The organism is Aquimixticola soesokkakensis (genome assembly GCF_900172375.1).
GTDB classification, from domain to species: Bacteria; Pseudomonadota; Alphaproteobacteria; order Rhodobacterales; family Rhodobacteraceae; genus Aquimixticola; species Aquimixticola soesokkakensis.
In genome coordinates, this window is record NZ_FWFS01000008.1 from 44,192 (window position 1) to 63,186 (window position 18,995).

The 18,995-nt window shown below is 59.0% G+C and carries 20 protein-coding genes; 15 read left to right on the forward strand and 5 right to left on the reverse strand.

The genetic code is table 11. From position 1 onward, the window contains the following. Positions 1-245 precede the first annotated feature (245 nt). The 15 genes from rpsM to AQS8620_RS11020 all read left to right on the forward strand — a co-directional run bounded on the left by rpsM (position 246) and on the right by AQS8620_RS11020 (position 13,327). Positions 246-614 carry a 30S ribosomal protein S13 gene (rpsM, locus tag AQS8620_RS10950; protein ID WP_085836950.1) on the forward strand — a complete coding sequence of 123 codons (369 nt, stop codon included), beginning with the start codon at positions 246-248 and terminating at the stop codon, positions 612-614. A gap of 15 nt (positions 615-629) precedes the next feature. Beyond that, positions 630-1,022: a 30S ribosomal protein S11 gene (rpsK, locus tag AQS8620_RS10955; RefSeq protein WP_085836951.1), complete on the forward strand. Its 393-nt coding sequence runs from the start codon at positions 630-632 to the stop codon at positions 1,020-1,022. Positions 1,023-1,139: 117 nt separating this feature from the next. After that, positions 1,140-2,156: a DNA-directed RNA polymerase subunit alpha gene (locus tag AQS8620_RS10960; RefSeq protein ID WP_085836952.1), complete on the forward strand. Its 1,017-nt coding sequence runs from the start codon at positions 1,140-1,142 to the stop codon at positions 2,154-2,156. Between the two features lie 153 nt (positions 2,157-2,309). Then, positions 2,310-2,732: a 50S ribosomal protein L17 gene (rplQ, locus tag AQS8620_RS10965; protein WP_085836953.1), complete on the forward strand. Its 423-nt coding sequence runs from the start codon at positions 2,310-2,312 to the stop codon at positions 2,730-2,732. Positions 2,733-3,066: 334 nt separating this feature from the next. Continuing rightward, positions 3,067-3,678 (forward strand): autoinducer binding domain-containing protein, encoded by a 612-nt coding sequence (locus AQS8620_RS10970; RefSeq protein ID WP_085837110.1) that lies wholly within the window; start codon positions 3,067-3,069, stop codon positions 3,676-3,678. A gap of 51 nt (positions 3,679-3,729) precedes the next feature. Next, the gene (locus AQS8620_RS10975) at positions 3,730-4,317 is read left to right on the forward strand and encodes an acyl-homoserine-lactone synthase (RefSeq protein WP_085836954.1); all 588 of its coding nucleotides are present in this window, start codon (positions 3,730-3,732) and stop codon (positions 4,315-4,317) included. 135 nt (positions 4,318-4,452) lie between these two features. Next, the gene (locus AQS8620_RS10980; RefSeq protein WP_085836955.1) at positions 4,453-5,769 is read left to right on the forward strand and encodes a replication-associated recombination protein A; all 1,317 of its coding nucleotides are present in this window, start codon (positions 4,453-4,455) and stop codon (positions 5,767-5,769) included. Between the two features lie 44 nt (positions 5,770-5,813). Next, complete coding sequence (gene crcB / locus AQS8620_RS10985) at positions 5,814-6,191, forward strand: fluoride efflux transporter CrcB (protein WP_085837111.1); 378 nt, start codon at positions 5,814-5,816, stop codon at positions 6,189-6,191. Continuing rightward, the gene (locus tag AQS8620_RS10990) at positions 6,188-7,228 is read left to right on the forward strand and encodes an RluA family pseudouridine synthase (protein ID WP_085836956.1); all 1,041 of its coding nucleotides are present in this window, start codon (positions 6,188-6,190) and stop codon (positions 7,226-7,228) included. The genes crcB and AQS8620_RS10990 overlap by 4 nt, the downstream gene beginning before the upstream one ends. Further along, positions 7,225-7,902 carry an HAD-IA family hydrolase gene (locus AQS8620_RS10995; RefSeq protein WP_085836957.1) on the forward strand — a complete coding sequence of 226 codons (678 nt, stop codon included), beginning with the start codon at positions 7,225-7,227 and terminating at the stop codon, positions 7,900-7,902. Before AQS8620_RS10990 ends, AQS8620_RS10995 begins: the two co-directional genes overlap by 4 nt. Continuing rightward, a complete protein-coding gene (locus tag AQS8620_RS11000) occupies positions 7,899-8,606 on the forward strand; it encodes an ATP12 family chaperone protein (RefSeq protein WP_085836958.1) in 708 nt (235 codons plus the stop codon). Before AQS8620_RS10995 ends, AQS8620_RS11000 begins: the two co-directional genes overlap by 4 nt. A gap of 235 nt (positions 8,607-8,841) precedes the next feature. Next, positions 8,842-9,858 carry an amino acid ABC transporter substrate-binding protein gene (locus tag AQS8620_RS11005; protein ID WP_085836959.1) on the forward strand — a complete coding sequence of 339 codons (1,017 nt, stop codon included), beginning with the start codon at positions 8,842-8,844 and terminating at the stop codon, positions 9,856-9,858. A 144-nt stretch (positions 9,859-10,002) separates the two neighbouring features. Next, entirely contained in the window at positions 10,003-11,223 is a 1,221-nt protein-coding gene (locus tag AQS8620_RS11010) for an amino acid ABC transporter permease (RefSeq protein ID WP_085836960.1), read from the forward strand. 1 nt (position 11,224) lies between these two features. After that, complete coding sequence (locus AQS8620_RS11015; RefSeq protein ID WP_085836961.1) at positions 11,225-12,526, forward strand: amino acid ABC transporter permease; 1,302 nt, start codon at positions 11,225-11,227, stop codon at positions 12,524-12,526. A 15-nt stretch (positions 12,527-12,541) separates the two neighbouring features. Beyond that, positions 12,542-13,327 (forward strand): amino acid ABC transporter ATP-binding protein, encoded by a 786-nt coding sequence (locus AQS8620_RS11020; RefSeq protein ID WP_085836962.1) that lies wholly within the window; start codon positions 12,542-12,544, stop codon positions 13,325-13,327. Positions 13,328-13,380: 53 nt separating this feature from the next. Here the strand turns inward: AQS8620_RS11020 and AQS8620_RS11025 are convergent, their stop codons facing one another. From AQS8620_RS11025 to AQS8620_RS11045, 5 genes are all read right to left on the reverse strand, one after another. Continuing rightward, positions 13,381-13,875 carry a SixA phosphatase family protein gene (locus AQS8620_RS11025; protein WP_234990456.1) on the reverse strand — a complete coding sequence of 165 codons (495 nt, stop codon included), beginning with the start codon at positions 13,873-13,875 and terminating at the stop codon, positions 13,381-13,383. Positions 13,876-13,878: 3 nt separating this feature from the next. Further along, entirely contained in the window at positions 13,879-14,769 is an 891-nt protein-coding gene (gene argB, locus AQS8620_RS11030; protein ID WP_200809618.1) for an acetylglutamate kinase, read from the reverse strand. 91 nt (positions 14,770-14,860) lie between these two features. Beyond that, entirely contained in the window at positions 14,861-15,508 is a 648-nt protein-coding gene (yihA, locus tag AQS8620_RS11035) for a ribosome biogenesis GTP-binding protein YihA/YsxC (protein WP_085836964.1), read from the reverse strand. Positions 15,509-15,528: 20 nt separating this feature from the next. Next, entirely contained in the window at positions 15,529-17,328 is a 1,800-nt protein-coding gene (gene yidC, locus AQS8620_RS11040; RefSeq protein WP_085836965.1) for a membrane protein insertase YidC, read from the reverse strand. A 191-nt stretch (positions 17,329-17,519) separates the two neighbouring features. Beyond that, on the reverse strand, positions 17,520-18,992 hold the full coding sequence (locus AQS8620_RS11045) for a putative bifunctional diguanylate cyclase/phosphodiesterase (protein WP_234990457.1): 1,473 nt from the start codon (positions 18,990-18,992) through the stop codon (positions 17,520-17,522). Positions 18,993-18,995 lie beyond the last annotated feature (3 nt).

Sequence of the window (18,995 nt, forward strand, 5' to 3'; positions counted from 1 at the left end):
ACATGACCCACGGGCAGTTTCGGCTGTGCGTGGGTCATTGCTTTCACGACATCTTGACGGAGTTGCGAATCTCCCGTATGGCAACCCATCCCGGAAGGGGTAAAGGAGTCGCAAACGGGTCGCCCCCGTGACGCACCCACATTCGAATTCAGCTACGGCCCGTCGGACGTCCATGCGGACTCCTCGGGCCTGCGTTGTGAAAAAAGGTTCCGGAACTACGGAATCGCAACGAAAGGACTAAACACTTGGCACGTATCGCCGGCGTTAACATCCCGACCGCAAAACGAGTCGTGATCGCCCTCACCTATATCACTGGCATTGGCAACACCTCTGCTAAAGCAATCTGCGAAGCCGTTGGCATCGACCTTACCCGTCGCGTCAACGAGCTGTCGGACGCCGAAGTTCTGACCCTGCGTGAGCACATCGACGCCAACTACACCGTTGAAGGTGACCTGCGTCGTGAGACCCAGATGAACATCAAGCGTCTGATGGATCTCGGTTGCTACCGTGGTCTGCGTCACCGCCGTAACCTCCCCGTGCGTGGTCAGCGGACCCACACGAACGCGCGTACGCGCAAAGGTCCGGCAAAAGCAATCGCTGGCAAGAAGAAGTAAGGGAGGCTCTAAACTATGGCACGTGATACTCGTCGTACCGCTAAGAAAAAGGTCTCCAAGAACATCGCCGCTGGCGTTGCTCATGTGAACTCGACCTTCAACAACACCAAAATCCTGATCTCCGACGTGCAGGGCAACGCGATCTCCTGGTCGTCTGCTGGCACCATGGGGTTCAAGGGCTCGCGCAAATCCACACCCTATGCGGCCCAGATGGCTGCTGAGGATGCTGGCAAAAAAGCGCAAGACCATGGCGTTAAAACCCTCGAAGTCGAAGTGCAAGGCCCCGGTTCGGGTCGTGAGTCCGCCCTGCGCGCACTTGCTGCTGCCGGCTTCAACATCACGTCGATCCGCGACGTGACTCCGATGGCACACAACGGCTGCCGTCCGCCCAAGCGCCGTCGCGTCTAAGCTTTTTTACTGATTTTCGGGCTGCGTGGATTCACGCGGCCCGTTTCTGCGTTTATCTGAAACCTCGGGCGTTCCCCGCCACGGACATGGGTAGGGAACAGGTATGGAGGCACAAGCATGATCCACAAGAATTGGGCTGAGCTCATTAAGCCGCAGCAACTGGACGTGAAGCCGGGCAATGACCCCCAGCGCCAGGCAACTGTGGTTGCAGAACCGCTGGAGCGCGGCTTTGGCCTCACGCTCGGCAACGCGCTGCGGCGCGTTCTGATGTCGTCGCTGCAAGGCGCTGCCATCACCTCTGTGCAGATCGACAACGTTCTTCACGAGTTTTCCTCCGTCGCCGGTGTTCGCGAGGATGTCACCGACATCATCCTGAACCTCAAAGGCGTCTCCCTGCGCATGGATGTCGAAGGCCCCAAGCGCCTGTCGATTTCCGCCAAAGGCCCGAAAGTCGTCACCGCCGGTGATATTTCCGAGTCGAGCGGCATCGAAGTGCTCAACAAAGAGCATGTGATCTGCCACCTCGATGACGGTGCCGATCTGTTTGTCGAACTGGTCGTCAACACAGGCAAAGGCTACGTCGCTGCCGACAAGAACAAGCCCGAAGATGCGCCCATCGGTTTGATTCCGATCGACGCCATCTACTCGCCCGTCAAAAAAGTGTCCTACGACGTGCAGCCGACCCGCGAAGGTCAGGTGCTCGACTATGACAAGCTGACGCTGAAAATCGAAACCGACGGCTCCGTGCGTCCCGACGATGCTGTGGCCTTTGCGGCGCGCATTCTTCAGGATCAACTCGGTATCTTCGTGAATTTCGACGAGCCCGAATCGGCATCGCGCGAAGCCGAAGACGACGGTCTCGAATTCAACCCGCTGTTGCTCAAGAAAGTCGACGAGCTGGAGCTTTCGGTGCGTTCGGCCAACTGCCTCAAGAACGACAACATCGTCTACATCGGGGATCTTATCCAGAAAACCGAAGCAGAGATGCTGCGCACGCCGAACTTTGGCCGCAAATCCCTCAACGAGATCAAGGAAGTGCTTTCGGGCATGGGCTTGCACCTCGGGATGGACGTCGAAGAATGGCCGCCCGAGAACATCGAAGATCTGGCCAAGAAATTCGAAGACCAGTTCTAAGCCGGTTCGCCGATTGACAGGTTAGGGGGCTGTCGGATAGATGGCCCCTCAATTCCCGCAAGAGCGGGGTTTATTCGGGCACATGCCCCAAGGAGAGTGGCTGACACGCATCGGCTGCCAGACAAAGCAAAAACGCTATTTAGGAGAATCACAATGCGTCACGCTCGCGGTTACCGCCGTCTCAACCGGACCCATGAACACCGTAAAGCCCTGTTTGCAAACATGGCGGGTTCGTTGATTGAACACGAACAAATCAAAACCACCGTTCCCAAAGCGAAAGAACTTCGCCCGATCATCGAAAAGCTGATCACCTTGGGCAAACGTGGTGACCTGCATGCCCGCCGTCAGGCTGGTGCGCAGCTCAAACAAGACAAATATGTTGCGAAACTGTTTGAAATCCTCGGCCCGCGCTACAAGGACCGTCAGGGTGGCTACGTGCGCATCATGAAGGCCGGCTTCCGCTACGGCGACATGGCCCCCATGGCAATCATCGAGTTCGTCGAGCGCGATGTGAACGCCAAAGGCGCTGGCGACAAAGCCCGTGTTGCTGCCGAAGCCGACTTCTCGGAAGAATAAGAGACAGTCTCTTGATCAGATAAAAATCCCCGTCAGCAATGGCGGGGATTTTTTGTTACATTCTTAAGGAATTAGTCGCCCTTCTTACGGGAAAAATGTTCCTTTAAGGCGAGTGATGCGACTAAACTCTCGGTAATGTCGCGCGCCTGCGCGTCGCTAAGTGTGGCCGCTCCCAGAAAGTCAAAGAGTTGGGCACGTTTTTTAGGCGCAAGCGCACCGAGTTTTTCGAGGAGATGACGATCTAAGGTTTTCAATTTGAAACCGATGGTTTACCACTTTATCTAGCACACACCCTAAGGTTGTTGTGCTCCCTTGCAAACCTGTTGTTATGGACATGTCGAACACAACCGAACTCACCAGATTGTTCTCTGCGCTGCGGACGCAGTCACCCGGCGGATATTCCGCTGGTCTGCACATCCGTTTTGCCGCGCCTCTGGTGTCGGAATCGACATATTCACCGCAATGGCTTGGCCACTATACGGCCAATGCTTACGCTCTGCGCGATCCGCTGATCGCCTGGGGGTTGAGCTGCGAGGGGTCAATAAGGTGGAGCGAATTAGAACTCCCCGATCCATTTAATATTCTGAGGCAGGCCGCCGAATTCGGCCTGAAGTACGGTGTTGCCCTTTCCTGTGGACCGGTTCAATCGCGAACGATCGTCGGCGCTGCGCGCGTCGATCGAGAGTTCAGTGATGCCGAGATCGAGCGGTTGTTGCAAATTGTGCGCACGCTGCATGAGATCGCTGAACCGAAAACGGAACTGACGACGGCACAGATTCAGGCCCTCCGGTGCATTGCAGGCGGTGATCGTCATGCAGCCGCCGCGGCCAAGCTCGGGATTTCGGAGAGCGCGCTCAAGGCGCGTCTCGTGTCCGCCCGCGAGCGATTGATGGCGCGGACGACCTCAGAGGCCATTCAAAAAGCCAAGGAGATCCGGCTGTTGTGACGATCGCCGTCGGTAGTGCGGACTAATCCCCCGTAAACTCCGGAGACGATCATGCAAACGACAACACTTTCTTTTACCAACTTGCACAACCATGGCGATCTTTTTGCCAACATGCTTCGCGCAAGGCACGAAACTTTCATCCAGCAGGCGAAATGGGATCTCCCTCAGGCTGATGGCATGGAATACGATCAATACGACACGCCCGCCTCGCGCTGGATTGCCGTGCACGAGTTTGGCGAGGTGCTTGCGGGCATTCGCCTGACGCCGACCACGACCAAATGCGGCATTTACACCTATATGATTCGCGATGCCCAGCGCGGGCTTCTCGACTCGATTCCGTCCAACCTGTTGTTCGAAGAAGCTCCGGTGGCCGAGCACATCTGGGAATCGAGCCGGATTTTTGTCAGCCACCGCGTGCCGTCGAACCTGCGGATGCGGGTACAGATGAACCTGATCAACGAGATGACGATTTCCGCCCGTGAACTCGGGGCGACGGCTGTGCTGGGGCTGATCCCCGAAAACGGCCCGCGTTGGGGGCGTCGTGTCGGGCTTGATATCGACGTTGTTGGTCCTGTGATGGATATTGGCGGTTCGAAAAATGCCTGCATTCGGATCAATCTGTCGAACAAACTGCACTAGTCCAGCATGTTGATCTGATCGGGGCCAAGACGCGCCATTTTGGCCCCGAACCCTCCCCTTTTTCAGGGGGCGCGCTGGAGCGTGGCTCGCGCATATCCCTTTCAAATCAGCCCTGTTTCACCTAAGTTGAGACCCATGGCTGATCTGTTTTCCGACGACACCAAACCCGCTGCTGCCACGACCGCGCATCGCCCGCTTGCGGACCGTTTGCGGCCCCAGACGCTTGGGCAAGTCATTGGTCAGCAACAGGTTTTGGGCGAGGACGCACCCTTGGGGGTGATGCTGGCCTCGGGGTCTTTGTCATCGCTGGTGTTCTGGGGGCCTCCGGGCGTGGGCAAGACCACGATCGCCCGATTGCTGGCCAATGAAACCGACCTGCATTTCGTCCAGATTTCGGCCATTTTTTCCGGTGTGCCGGAGTTGCGCAAAGTGTTCGAGGCGGCGCGGTTGCGGGCGACGAACGGGCAGGGGACACTGCTGTTCGTTGACGAAATCCACCGCTTCAACAAGGCGCAGCAGGACAGTTTCCTGCCGCATATGGAGGATGGCACAATTCTGCTGGTGGGGGCGACCACCGAAAACCCCTCCTTCGAATTGAACGCCGCTGTGCTGTCGCGCGCGCAGGTGCTGGTGCTGACGCGGCTGGACGTTGGGGACCTTGAAAAGCTTGCGGCGCGTGCCGAGGCCGAATTGGAACGTCGCTTGCCCTTGACGGTGCAGGCCCGCGCCAGCCTGTTCGAAATGGCCGATGGCGACGGGCGCACGCTGCTCAACCTCATCGAACAGATTACCGCCTGGAAGGTCAGCGGTGATCTCGACACAGAGGCGCTGACCAAGCGCCTGATGCGGCGGGCGGCAAAATACGACAAGTCGGGTGAAGAACATTATAACCTCATCTCCGCGCTGCATAAATCGGTGCGCGGCTCTGACCCTGACGCCGCCTTGTACTGGTACAGCCGGATGCTGGAGGGCGGCGAGGACCCGCGCTATCTCGCGCGTCGCTTGCTGCGCATGGCGGTCGAGGATATCGCGCTCGCTGACCCGCAGGCCCAGACGATTTGCCTGCATGCATGGGAAACCTTCGAGCGGCTCGGTTCGCCCGAGGGGGAGCTTGCGCTGGCGCAGGCGGTTATTTACCTCGCCCTCGCGCCCAAATCCAACGCAGGCTATGTGGCCTACAAAGCGGCCCGCGAAACGGCGCGCAAATCCGGCTCGGAGCCGCCGCCAATGCACATCCTGAATGCGCCCACCAAACTGATGTCCGAACAGGGATTTGGGGCGGGCTATGCCTATGACCACGACGCCGAGGACGGGTTTTCGGGACAGGATTATTTCCCCGATACAATGAAACGTCCGCAGTTTTACCAGCCCGTTGCGCGTGGCTTCGAGCGCGATCTGGGCAAAAGGGTCGAGTATTTTGCCAAACTGCGCGCCAAGCGGCAGGAGGAGTGAGCGATGGTGTTGACAAGCTGCGCGCGCGACCACAGGAAACGCCCATGATATCACCTTTGATCCAAGTGGCCCTCGGCGGCGCAGTCGGCGCAAGTTTTCGCTACGTGACCGTGCTCGGCGTGACCCGCCTTTTTGGCAAGGGCTTTCCCTTGGGCACTGTCGCCGTCAACTTCCTGGGCTCGTTCCTGATGGGCGTGCTGGTGGTTGTTCTGGCCGAAAAGGGCGGCAACCGCTTTGCGCCCTTGCTGATGACTGGCATGTTGGGCGGTTTTACGACCTATTCATCCTTCTCGCTCGATGCGATCACGTTGTTTGAACGCGGGCACACCGGCCTTGCCGCGCTCTACGTGGCGGGCACTCTTTTTCTGGCTCTGGGCGGCATCGCGCTTGGGCTTTTCGTCACGCGGGGAGTATTCGCATGAGCGCCGTTCAGACCGTTACCGTCGGCCAAGACGAGGCCGAGCAGCGCCTCGACCGCTGGTTCAAAAAACGCTTTCCGCAGGTCAGTCAGATCCAGATCGAAAAATTCTGCCGCAAGGGCGAAATTCGCGTCGATGGCGGGCGGGTGAAAGCCAATTCGCGCATTGCCCCCGGTGCCACAGTGCGCGTGCCGCCGTTGCCCGATAGCGACAAGCCCAAGCCCGTGATGACCCGCATTTCGCAGGCCGACACGCGGATGATGCAGGACACGGTGCTGTTCAAAGACGACCATATTATCGTCATCAATAAGCCCGCAGGCCTGCCGACGCAGGGGGGATCGGGGCAGATTCGCCACGTTGACGGGCTGGCGGCGGCGCTGATGTATGATCGTGAGGACAAGCCGCGCCTTGTCCACCGCCTCGACAAGGATACCTCCGGCGTGCTGGTTCTGGCGCGCACCGGCGCGATGGCGACCAAATTGACGGCCGCTTTCCGTCACCGCGACACCCGCAAGATCTACTGGGCCTTGGTGGCCGGTGTGCCCGTCCCCTATCTGGGCGAAATCAAATACGGGCTGGTCAAGGCCGCCGGTCGTGGCAAGGGCGGTGAGGGCGAAAAAATGATCGCCGTTCACCCGCGCGACATTGACGCCACCGAGGGCGCGAAACGCGCGCATACGCTTTATGCAACGCTCTACCGCGTTGGATCGCGGGCCTCTTGGGTGGCGATGGAACCGGTCACGGGGCGCACGCACCAGTTGCGCGCGCATATGGCGGAGATCGGGCATCCGATTATTGGCGACGGGAAATATGGCGGCTCGGGTCAGGAAAACCTCGGGGATGGTTGGGGCGCGCAACTTGGTGGAATCATTTCCAAAAAACTGCATCTTCATGCGCGCTCAATCACCTTTGAACATCCCGTGACCAAAAAAATCCTGACAGTGACGGCCCCTTTGCCCGAACATATGAAACACAGCTGGGACACGTTCGACTGGTCCGAAGACCTCGCGGCTGAGGATCCTTTTGCGGAGCTGAAATGACCAAACTTGTCATTTTCGACGTCGATGGCACGCTGATCGACAGCCAGGCGCATATCGTCACCTCGCTTGGCGCAGCTTTCGACGCGGCAGGGCTGTCGGTGCCGCCGCGCGACACATTGTTGTCGATTGTCGGCCTGTCCTTGCCCATCGCGATGGCGCAGCTCGCGCCAGAGGCGGATGCGGCCACGTTGTCACGCATGATCGAGGCCTATAAGGCAGAATTCTATCGTGTGCGGATGTTGGAAGGCGCGGCGGCCTCGCCTCTTTACGATGGCGCACAAGCGGCAATCCACGCCTTGATGGCGCGTGAGGATATCGTGCTCGCGATTGCCACGGGCAAAAGCCGGCGGGGATTGTCGGCTTTACTGGAGGCATGGGAATTTTCTGCCGCCTTTGTCAGCACGCAAACCGCTGATGATCACCCCTCCAAACCGCATCCCGCGATGGTTCTGGAATGTCTTCTCGACACTGGTATCGCGGCAAAAGATGCGCTGGTGGTGGGGGATACGACCTTTGACATCGAAATGGCGCGCGCGGCGAATGTCGCCTCTATCGGCGTGAGCTGGGGCTATCATGGTGCGGGGGCGCTGCGCGAAACGCAGGCGAGCAAAGTGATCAGCCAGTTTGCGGAGTTGATACCCGCAATCGACGATATTTTTGGAGATTCGGCATGAGCAATTGGGCTGCCAAGCGGTTTTGGAAGGCCGCAACTGTGCAAGACGCTGCGGACGGTTTTACTGTTTTTCTGGACGGGCGGGCGGTCAAAACCCCCGCCAAGGCCGCGTTGATCGTCCCCACGCGCGCTTTGGCCGAGGCGATCGCGCAGGAATGGGACGCACAGGGCGAGACCGTCGATCCCAACACGATGCCGGTCACGCGCGGGGCCAATGCAGCGCTTGATAAAGTGGCGATTCAGCACGCAGAGGTGGCGCAGAACCTTGCCGCTTACGGCGACAGCGACCTGCTGTGTTATCGCGCAGCGCAACCGCAAGAACTGGTCATGCGTCAGGCCGAGGCATGGGACCCGCTGCTGGATTGGGCGCATGAGACCTTTCAGGCGCGCCTCCATCCGCGCACTGGCGTGATGCACCAGGCACAGGATTCGCAGGCGCTCGCGCGTCTGAGCGCGCGTGTTCACGCGCTTACCCCGTTTCAAATGGCGGGGTTCCATGACCTCGTGGCGCTTTCGGGATCGCTGATCCTCGGACTTGCCGCAACGGAAGATGCGCGCCCGATCGAGGTGCTTTGGGCCCTGTCGCGGCTTGATGAAGAGTACCAGATCGAACAGTGGGGCCACGACGAAGAAGCGGCAGAACTCGTTGAAATCAAGCGCGCGGCCTTTGTCGCAGCCCATCGATTCTACCACATGGCGAGCTGATTTGACCACTTGCTCAAATCTTGGGCGGCGACGTCCAGCGCGTGGGCATTTGCTCAGGATGTATGCAGAATCGTGATCGTCCTCTTGACGATATGGAATGAATTCGCCCAAACTTACCTCACGGTGTGAATGAGAAATTTGCACACGATCGTTCCGGCCCTGAAAATCGGGTCGGCAAAAAAATCCGCTCAGGATGCCTAAGGGGCCTGAGGCGGACCATCAGGAAGAGGTAAACATGAACAAATCCGTATTCCTTGGCGCTCTGACAGTTGCTGCTCTTTCCGCGGGTGCTGCTGCAGCGGCGACGCTGGATGACGTGAAAGCTGCCGGTGTGCTCAAGTGTGGCGTGAACCCCGGGACCCCCGGTTTCGCAGCTCCCGATGCCAATGGTGTCTATCAAGGTTTTGACGTCGACATTTGCCGCGCTGTTGCCGCTGCTGTGTTTGGCGATGCGACCAAGGTTGAATATGTCCCGCTCGACAGCTCGCAGCGCTTCACCTCGCTGTCGACCGGCGAGATCGACCTGCTCGCGCGTAACACCACCTGGACTTTCGTGCGCGACGTTGACCTCAAGAACGAGTTCGTCGGCGTGAACTACTACGATGGCCAAGGTTTCATCGTGCCCAAGGCGCTTGGCGTGTCCTCGGCCAAAGAGCTTGACGGTGCGACTGTCTGTATCGAAACCGGCACCACCACCGAGTTGAACCTCGCGGATTATTTCCGTGCGAACTCGATGTCCTATCAGGCGGTTCCCGTTGCCACTTTCGAGGAAGCGCAGTCGCAATTCCTCGCCGGTGCCTGTGACGTTTACACCACCGACGCTTCGGCGCTTGCGGCAGCCCGTTCGGCTTTTGCAACGCCCTCCGACTATGTCGTTCTGCCCGAAATCATCTCCAAAGAGCCGCTTGGCCCGCTTGTGCGCCAGGATGACGGTGCTTGGGGCGATGTGGCCCGCTGGACCCTCAACGCGATGATCGCGGCTGAAGAACTCGGCATCACCTCCGCAAACGTCGGCGAAATGGCGGCTGGCACCGACAACCCCGAGATCAACCGCATGCTCGGTGTTGAAGGCGGTCTGGGTGACATGATCGGCTTGCCCAATGACTGGGTTGTGCAGATCCTGACCCAAGTCGGCAACTACGGCGAATCGTTCGAGCGCAACGTGGGTGAAGATACACCCATCGGCCTGTCGCGCGGCCTGAACGCACAGTGGAAAGATGGCGGCCTGCTCTACGCACCGCCCTTCCGCTAAGTCCAGTTAAGAAGGGCGCGGCCCCGGTCGCGCCCTTTTGCTTTCTGCGACCCAATTTTTCGACACCGTGAACCCCCGAACAACATGTGGCACGTGCCCCGTGACCGGTCGGATCGTATCGGGGGAACGACTAAGGGGACATTTATGACTGCTGCAACCGATCCGGACGACAGCTCCGGTTTCAAGCTGAGCCAGCTCATTTACGACACGCGCTACCGGGCGATCACCATTCAGGTGCTCACTGTGCTGGCCGTCGGATGGATGGCTTGGGAATTGATCGGCAACCTGATGAGCAACCTCGCCGCCCGTGGCAAGGACGTAAGCTTCGGGTTTCTACTCAATCCGGCCAATTACGACATCACCGAATCTCTCATCCCGTTTTCCTCGACAGATACCAACCTGCGCGCGACCTTTGTCGGTCTGCTGAATACGCTGTTGGTGGCCTTTCTGGGTTGTATTCTGGCGCTGATCATCGGGATCACAGCAGGCGTCTTGCGCCTGTCCAATAACTGGATCGTCGCGAAACTGATGACGGTCTACGTCGAAGCCTTTCGCAACATCCCGATCCTTTTGTGGATCATCGCAGTCTTTGCGCTGCTGACCGAAGCGACCCCTGCGCCCTCGGCCTTTCGCGGCGACGATCCGACGTCGACGATGAAACTTTGGGACACGGTGGCGATTACGAACCGCGGCACCTATATTCCGCGTCCGATTTTCGAACCCGGCATGGGGCTGGTCGCAATTGCCTTTGTGCTTTCGATCATCGGCGCGATTTTCTTTGTGCGCTGGTCGAAAAAACGTTTTCTTGAGACGGGCAAGACCCTGCCCAACTTCTGGATCGCGCTGGCAATTGTGTTCGGTGTCACGGCGCTGGTGTTTTTGGTGATGGGCATGCCCGTCAGCTGGAGCCTGCCCGCGCTGACCGGATTCAACTTTCAGGGCGGTTTGCAGATCAACAACCCCTTCCTGGCGCTCTGGTTCGCCCTGTCGCTGTTTACCGGTGCCTTCATTGCGGAAATTGTGCGTGGCGGGATTTTGTCGGTCTCAAAAGGACAGACCGAAGCGGCCTTTGCCCTTGGCATGCGCCCGTCCAAGACCATGAACCTTGTGATTCTGCCGCAGGCCCTGCGCGTGATCATTCCCCCGATCATTTCGCAGTTCCTCAACCTGACCAAGAACTCCTCTCTGGCGCTGGCCATCGGCTATGTCGATTTGCGCGGCACCATCGGGGGCACCACGATGAACGTGACGGGGCGCGAATTGGAATGCGTGATCCTGATGATGGCGATTTACCTCGTCATTTCGTTGATCATTTCCAGCGCGATGAACCTCTACAACGCGTCCGTGAAGCTGAAGGAGCGCTGATATGAGCAACCTTGACGCAGAAACCGTCCAATTCGTCCGTGAAACCATGATACCGCCCTCCGCGCCTCCGGGCCGTGAAACGGGCGCCGTAAAATGGATGCGCGAAAACCTGTTTTCCAGTTGGTTCAACGTGATCATGACGCTGCTGGCGATCTGGTTCATCTGGCATTTCTTCGTGCCGATGATTCCGTGGTTCGTGAACGGCGTCTGGAACGCTGACAGCCTGCGCGAGTGCCGCGAGATTCTCGATGGCCGCACGGGGGGCTGTTTCGCGGTGCTGAGCGAACGCTGGAAACAGCTTTTGTTCGGTTTCTACCCGCAGACCGAATACTGGCGTCCGATCCTGATGTTCATCTGGCTGGCCGTGGCGGCTGCGCCGATCATGTTCGACAACCTGCCGCGCAAATTGCTGATCGCGACGGCGATCTATCCTTTCGCGATGGTCTGGCTGATCTGGGGCGGCTCGATCTGGGGCGTTCTGTCGGTCGCTGCGGGCTTTGGCCTTGGCTACGTTGCGTTCAAATTTGCAGATCGCAAACTTGAGGGCCTGATCCCGCTTCTTGTCGGCCTTGCCGTTGCGGTGGTCTGGTGGCTTTTCTTGCGCGGCCCTGTGGCGGGCGGTTTGCAAAGCATCCTGCCCTTTGGATTGCCCTCCGTTGGCTCGCGCGAACTGGGCGGCTTTTTGATCTGCCTGATCATCGGGGTCTCGGGCATCGCGCTATCGCTGCCCATCGGCATCATTCTGGCGCTGGGGCGGATTTCGAACCTGCCGTTGGTGAAAATGATCTGTGTGGGCTTTATCGAGTTCATTCGCGGCGTGCCGCTGATCACCTTGCTCTTCGTGGCCTCCTTGCTGTTGAACTACTTCCTGCCGCCCAAGGTCACATTCGACCTCGTGTTGCGGGTGATCGTGATGGTCACGCTGTTCTCCTCTGCCTATCTGGCCGAGGTGATCCGTGGCGGTCTGGCCGCATTGCCCAAGGGGCAATATGAGGCAGCGGACGCTTTGGGTCTGTCCTACTGGCAGGCGCAGCGGCTGATCATCATGCCACAAGCGCTGAAGATCTCGATCCCGGGCATTGTGAACAGCTTCATCGGTCTGTTCATGGATACCTCGCTCGTCATGTTCATCGGTATTTTCGACATGTTGGGTCTGGCGAAGGCGATCCGCGCCAACACCGCCTGGATCGGTATCTACTGGGAACTTTACATCTTTATCGGCCTCGTGTTCTGGGTCTGCTGTTTTGGCATGTCTCAATATTCGCAATGGCTGGAGCGCAAGCTCCGCACCGACCACCATTAATCAGGAGACACGCATATGACCGTCGTCACCGAAGCAAAACCGACCTCCGCCAAATCCGCCTCCGACGAAATCGCGGTGGAAATCATCAACATGAACAAGTGGTACGGCACCTTTCACGTGCTGCGCGACATCGACCTGACCGTGCGTCGCGGCGAGCGGATCGTGATCGCCGGTCCCTCGGGGTCGGGCAAATCCACCATGATCCGCTGCATCAACCGGCTGGAAGAACACCAGTCGGGCAAGATCATCGTCGATGGCACCGAATTGACCTCCGATCTCAAGAACATCGACAAGATCCGCTCGGAAGTGGGCATGTGTTTCCAGCACTTCAACCTGTTCCCGCATCTCACCATTCTGGAAAACTGCACGCTTGCGCCGATGCATGTGCGCGGCATCCCCAAGAAGGAAGCCGAAGCCACGGCGATGCATTTCCTTGAAAAGGTGAAAATTCCCGATCAGGCACTGAAATATCCGGGCATGTTGTCTGGTGGCCAGCAGCAACGTGTGGCCATCGCGCGCTCGCTGTGCATGCGGCCCCGTATCATGCTGTTTGACGAGCCGACCTCTGCGCTTGATCCCGAGATGATCAAAGAGGTGCTGGATACGATGGTGGAACTGGCCGAAGAGGGCATGACCATGCTCTGCGTGACCCACGAGATGGGCTTTGCCCGTCAGGTCGCCGACCGCGTGATTTTCATGGATCAGGGCCAGATCGTCGAGCAAAACGAACCCGAAGAGTTCTTTAACAACCCCAGGTCCGAGCGCACGAAATTGTTCCTGAGCCAGATTTTGGGCCACTGACCCCAAGCGGGAAAAGACAAAGAAAAGGACGCCTCACGGGGCGTCCTTTTGCGTTACAGAAGGTCTTGGGGACAGACGAAATCCCGCAGCTTATTGACGCCAAAGCGGACATCGCTCCACCTGTCAGCGGCGATGTCAAACACAGCCGTCGCCGTGGTCGGGTAGCGCCGGAAATCGGTGTCGTCGCGCGGATGATTGGCAAAGCGCGCGGCAAATTCGGCAATTCCGGGGTTATGGGCGAGCAACAGCACGCTTGTGCCATTGGCGGCGCGCAGCTCCTCCAGGATTGCCTCGGCACTGGCGCGATACAGCCGCTCGGTAAAGCGTGCGCGCGGGCAGGTCAGGCCAAGACCCTCCCAGGTTTCGCGGGTGCGTTTGGACGACGAGGACAGCACTTGATCGGGCAGGTAGCCATGGCGCACAAGCCAGGCCCCGATCACGGTGCTTGAGGCGCGCCCGCGCCCATTCAGCGGGCGGTCGAAATCTTCGGTCAGCGGATCATCCCACGCGGACTTGGCGTGGCGCATGAGGATCAAACGCAGCGCCACAGGTTAGTCCTCGCGGGGGGTAACGCGCGGCGCGCTGTCGCGGATCAACGAGCCTGCGCCGTGTTCTGTGTAGAGTTCCAGCAGGCAGGCATTGGGCGCGCGCCCGTCCAGAATGACCACGGCCCGCACGCCACCGGCGATCGCATCCAGCGCCGTTTCCGTCTTGGGAATCATGCCGCCGGCGATGATCCCATCCTCGGTGAGCTTGCGGATTTGCGCAGACGACAGCGAGGTCAGAACTTCGCCCTCGGCGCCTTTCACCCCCGCCACATCGGTGAGCAACAGCAGGCGGTCCGCCTTAAGCGAGGCCGCAATCGCCCCCGCAGCCGTGTCACCGTTGACGTTAAAGGTTTCGCCATCGCGCCCCGCGCCGACAGGCGCAATGACGGGTATCAGGTTCTCGTCACCCAGTTCATGCACGATACCGGGGTTCATTTCGACAGGGGTGCCGACGAACCCCAGGTTGGGATCGGTCTGCTCGCAGATCATGAGGTTTGCGTCCTTGCCGGAAATACCGACCGCGCGCCCGCCTTGGCCGTTGATCGCCTGCACGATGCGCTTGTTCACAAGGCCCGACAACACCATTTCCACCACTTCGACCGTCGCCTTATCGGTGACGCGCTTGCCGTTGACGAAGTCGGATTTGATGTCGAGACGTTTCAGCAGATCGTTGATCATCGGGCCGCCGCCGTGAACGACCACGGGCTTGACGCCGACTTGCTGCATAAGCACGACATCGCGCGCGAAGCTTTCCATGGCTTCATCCGAGCCCATGGCGTGTCCGCCCAGCTTGATCACCACCGTCGCGCCCTCGTATCGCTGCAAGTAGGGCAGGGCTTGGCTGAGGGTGCGGGCGGTAGCGATCCAGTCTCTGTTCATGTCTTGCTTCTTCATGTCGGCGATATCCAGCGGGCGAATTTCCCCTGCAAGTATCACCGCTGACGCTGAAGGCGCAAGCGAAACGGCGTGCCGCGTCAGGAAGGGGCTAGACGAGAGTCGCGATCACGGCGCGCAACACGTCGATTCCCAGACCCTTTTCAGAAGAGGTCAGGATCATTTCGGGGTAGGCGGCGGGATGTTTGGCAATGGCGCCGCGCACCTGCGTGAGGATGGCCTCGCGTTCGGATTCCTTGACCTTATCGGCCTTGGTCATCACGACTTGAAAGGTCACCGCAGAGCGGTCGAGCAGGGACATGATTTCTTCGTCTACCGCTTTGACGCCGTGACGCGTGTCGATCAACACGAAAGCGCGGCGCAAAGAGGCGCGCCCCGACAGGTAGGCTTTGAGCAGGCGCTGCCATTTTTCCACGGTTTTCACCGGCGCATTGGCATAGCCGTAGCCCGGAAGATCGACGAGGTAGTGACTTTCGCCGCAGGTGAAAAAGTTGATTTCCTGCGTACGACCCGGCGTGTTTGACGCCCGCGCCAAGGCCTTTCGGCCTGTCAGCGCGTTGATCAACGTCGATTTTCCGACATTCGAGCGCCCTGCAAAACAGACTTCCAGACGGTCATCCGGTGGCATGCCATCCATCGCGACCACGCCTTTGACGAAGTCGGTTTCACCGGCAAACAACAGACGACCGGTCTCGATGTCTTGGGGTTCGGGCTGTGCGATGGGAAAGCTGAGTTGCATGGCAGATGCGAGCGGGGCGATTATTTCGCCGCCGCTTCCTTTTTCTTGAGACGCAGGGTGCGCAGGATGTTGCCCAGAACGTCCGGTTTGTGGCCGTGGCTGCGCATGATCAGGTACTGCTGCGTGAAGGTGATGGTGTTGTTGGTGATCCAGTAAAGAACCAGACCCGAGGCAAAGCTGCCGAGCATGAACATAAAGACCCAAGGCATCCACATGAAAATCATCTGTTGCGCGGGATCGGCAGGGGCGGGGTTGAGGCGCTGTTGCAGCCACATCGACAGACCCAAGAGGATGGGCAAGATGCCGATGGAGATGATTGCCAGCATGGACTCCGGGCCGGGCGCTGCGAAGGGCAGCAGGCCAAAGAGGTTCAGGATCGAGGTCGGATCGGGTGCCGACAGGTCGCGAATCCAACCAAGCCACGGCGCTTGGCGCAGCTCGATGGTGACGAAAATCACCTTGTAGAGCGAGAAGAACACGGGGATCTGCAGGATCAGCGGCAAACAGCCCGATGCGGGGTTCACCTTGTTCTTGCGATAGAGCTCCATCATGCCCTGTTGCATCTTTTGCTTGTCGTCGCCTGCGGCTTCTTTCAGCTTTTCCATTTCCGGCTGAAGCTCTTTCATCCGTGCCATGGAGACGTAGGATTTATAAGCCAGCGGGAACATGATGCCTTTGATGATCAGCGTCAGCACGATGATCGACCAGCCCATGTTGCCAATCAGCGCGTTCAGCGCGTGGAGCAGGCGGAAAATCGGTTTGGTAAAGAAGAAGAACATGCCCCAGTCGATGGAATCCACGAAGCGCGAGATGCCGACATCGTTCTGGTAATGCTTGATCGCTTCCCATTCTTTCGCACCGGCGAAGAGCATGGTCGTGACGCCGGCAGTTTCGCCCGCAGCCACGTCCATCGTCGGCAAAATCGTTTGAGCGGTATAGAGGTCAGCCGCAGGGGCGAAGGTCGCGATGGATTTGAACGCCTGGCCCGGCATCGGGATCAGGGTCGTCATCCAGTTCTTGTCGGTAAAGCCCGTCCAACCGTTTTGCGTGACAGCATATTCTTCCGTATAGACGCCGTTGGCCTCCGGAAAGTTGTCCATTTTCTTATATTTGACTTCTTCAAGCTCTTCGTCATCGAGACGCACAAGACCCTCGTGCAAGACGGCGTAGCTTTTGGTGTCGGGCAGGCCGTGGCGGGCGATAATGCCGTAGGGCGCAAGGCGGACAGCCGCGCCGGTGTTGTTTTCGACCGATTGGCTGACGGTAAGAAGATATTCGTCGTCAATCGAGAATTCGCGGTGGAACACAAGGCCGTTGCCATTGTCCCAAACCAGGCCGACCGGGGTGTCTGTGCTGAGCGTCTCGCCGCTTTCAACGGACCAGATGGTGTTGCTGTTGGGGACGTCCGCGGCCTGCAAATCGCCGCCAGGGGTCCAGCCATAGACCGTGTAATAGGCATTTGCGCTGCCAACGGGGGACAAGAGGGTCACCAATTCGTCGCTATCAAGCGAGACGGTGTAATCCTTGAGGGACACATCATCGACGCGGCCACCTTGCAGGGAAATCGACCCGATCAACCGTGCGGAATCGATCTCCACGCGACCGGCGTCTGCGGCGGCTGTCGTCGGGGTTTCGGGCGCTGTGGTGCTTGTGGTTGCGTCCGACGCGCTGGGTGTGGGCAGATCACCCGCCTGCGTCGTGACTTCGCTGGGAGCTGTGATCGCGGGTTGCTCGGCTGGTGGAAAGAAATAGGTCCACGCCAATAGCACGATGCCGCTGAGCACCACGGCCAAAATCAGATTTTTGTTTTGGTTGTCCATTTCACCGCCCGAAGTCGCATTCTGTTGTGGGCAGGTTCAATCGCCCAAAGCCGCAAAGGTCAAGCATATTCGCCTTTTTCACTTGGGAAATGACGAAACGTGAGCGACGGCGGGCGTGATCTTTTGTGCCGGTTTGTGCGGCAGCTGGGCCAAAGGGGCGCGACCCCGAATTGGCCCAGCGTGATTCTGCGCTATCCGGTCTTGCGCTGCAACCGGGGGGCTTTGGCAAGTTTTTCGTGATGGTTTTGCATCCATTCCAACGTATCGGCAAAGCAGATGGCGCGCGATACCGAGAAGCCTTGCACATGGCGGCAGCCAAGTTGCGACAGCATCGAATGTTCTCCGACTGTTTCAACACCCTCGGCCAAAGTATCTAGGTCAATACGTTCGGCCATGGTCAAGATGGCCGCCAGCATATCCTGCTGTCCGCGATCGACATCGCATTTGGTGACATAGGAGCGGTCGATCTTGATCCGCTTGACTGCAAAGCGGCGGATATTGGCGATCGAGGCATGACCGGTGCCGAAATCGTCCAGGTCGATCCCGCAGCCGAGTTCGGACAATTGGCAAATATTGCGCGTGATCGTGTCCTCGCCGGAATTTGCGACGACATTTTCCAGAACCTCGATGGTGAGGCGTTTGGGGTCGATTTCAAAGCGATCCAGTTCCCAGCGGATTTTGGTGACCAATTTGGGGTTGGCCAATTCCTCGTTCGAGAAGTTCACCGAGACGGTGGGCACATCAAGGCCCGCCTTATCCCAGGTCTGAATGGCGCAGAGCGAATGATAGAGCATCACCTCGCCCAGACGTTCCATCAACCCCGCCTCCGAGATCGCCCCCAAAAAGTCACCCGGCATCAAAAGGCCCTTTTCGGGATGTTCCCAGCGCGCGAGCGCTTCAAAGCCGGAAATCTTGCCGGTATCTGTGGATAGTTGCGGCTGGAACCACGGGCGAATTTCGCCGTTTTCCAGCGCATCTCCGACGATCATCGCCAGTTCCGAAGTCTCGGTATCGCGGGCTTTGGAACCATTGGTAAAGCTGCGGATGGCGCCGGCGCCATTGGCCTGCGCGTCCAGAAGGGCCCGTTCTGCGGCGTCCAGAAATGCAGCGCCCGAGCGGGCAGGGGCACGCGAGGGCAGGCAGAACCCGACACTGGCACTGACATAGATTTTGGTCGCATCAATCGAATAGGGTTCGGCGATGGCGGCCTGAATACGCGAGGAAATCTGGATCAGCGTTTCGAGGTCGGCCGTGCGCAGCGGTGCCAGCGCGATGGCAAAACACGGCCCGTCCAGACGCGCCACAAGGTCGTGATCGCGCATGGCATCCTCAAGGCGGCGCGCAGCGGCGGCGATGATTTTCTCACCCGCCTGAGGACCGTGCATGTCGCAGATGTGTTTGAAGCCGTCCAATTCGATCACAAGGCAGGCGGTCACGCGGCCGGTTTTCGCCTCGGCCTCGATGATTTGTTCAAGCATCTGAACGGCCGCGCCGCGCAGCGGCAAATTCGTCAGCCCGTCGCGGGCGCGTTCCGCTGTGACGGGGGTCTTCTCGAAGGTGCGCAGCCCCGTGACCACCGCCGGAATGGTGGCAACGGCCACGATCAATCCGGTCTCCCCGCCCAGCCAATAGGCCAAAAGCGTTAGAATCGGGAGCAGCGACACAAG